We start from the raw sequence: 1,247 nt of genomic DNA on the forward strand, positions 1-1,247 counted from the left end.
CCCCCGGGCCTGGATCCCGCGATTCTCGCCTGGCTGGCGAGGGGCGCCGCGTAGGGGACGGGCGCCCCCCAGGGCCCCGCCGAGCGGGCCCGACTCGTCAGGGACGGGGCGGCCTTGTGCGCCGTGATCGGCGCTGGGCACACGCTCACGCCGCGCCCCGCGACCGCCCCGGGCGCGCGCCCCGGCGGCCCGGCCCCCGGCGACGACGCGTGGATCATCTTCACCTCCGGCTCCACAGGGCGCCCCAAGGGCGTGGCGGTCCGCCACCGTTCGGCGGCGGCCTTCGTGGACGCCGAGGCGCGGCTGTTCGTGCCGGACGCCCCGATCGGCCCCGGGGACCGGGTGCTGGCCGGCCTGTCGGTGGCGTTCGACGCGTCCTGCGAGGAGATGTGGCTGGCCTGGCGGCACGGTGCCTGCCTGGTGCCCGCCCCCCGCGCCCTGGTGCGCGCCGGCGCCGATCTCGGGCCGTGGCTGCTGGAGCGCCGGATCACGGTGGTCTCCACGGTGCCCACGCTGGCCGCCCAGTGGTCGCGCGAGATGCTCTCCGGTGTGCGGCTGCTGATCCTGGGCGGCGAGGCGTGCCCGCCCGAGGTGGTGCGGCGCTTCGCGCGCGACGGGCGCGAAGTGTGGAACACCTACGGCCCGACCGAGGCGACCGTGGTGGCCTGCGCGGCGCGGCTGCTGGACGGCGAGCCGGTGCGCATCGGACTGCCGCTGGACGGCTGGGACCTGGCCGTGGTCGACGCCGGGGGCGAGCCCGTGGCCTGGGGGGAGACCGGCGAGCTGGTCATCGGCGGCGTCGGCCTGGGGCGGTATCTGGACGCCGCCAAGGACGCGGAACGGTTCCGGCCGCTGCCCGCCCTCGGCTGGGAACGCGCCTACCGCACCGGGGACCTGGTGCGCGCCAGCCCCGAGGGGCTGGTGTTCGCCGGCCGCGCCGACGACCAGGTGAAGATCGGCGGCCGGCGCGTCGAACTCGGCGAGATCGAGGCCGCGTTGCTCGGTCTTCCCGGCGTCGCCGCCGCCGCTGCGGCGGTCCGGCGCACCCCGGGCGGGCTGGACGTCCTGGTCGGCTACCTGGTCCCGGCCGGCGGCGACCCGGCGCACTTCGACCGCGCGGGCGCCCTGCGGCTGCTGCGCGGGCGGCTGCCCGCCCCGCTGGTGCCCCGGCTGGTCGTCCTGGACGCCTTCCCGGCCGTCGTGTCAGGGCCTCGCGCCTACACACACCTGCCGCCACGCGCACGGGG

Annotated in this window: 1 pseudogene; it reads left to right on the forward strand. The window is 78.4% G+C overall.

Features of this window, described 5'->3' with window-relative positions:
- Window positions 1–69: 69 nt before the first annotated feature.
- Window positions 70–1,247 (forward strand): annotated as a pseudogene (locus tag BN2279_RS09705) (AMP-binding protein); the annotation flags it as partial.

This window comes from Streptomyces specialis (assembly GCF_001493375.1).
Classification (GTDB): domain Bacteria; phylum Actinomycetota; class Actinomycetes; order Streptomycetales; family Streptomycetaceae; genus Streptomyces; species Streptomyces specialis.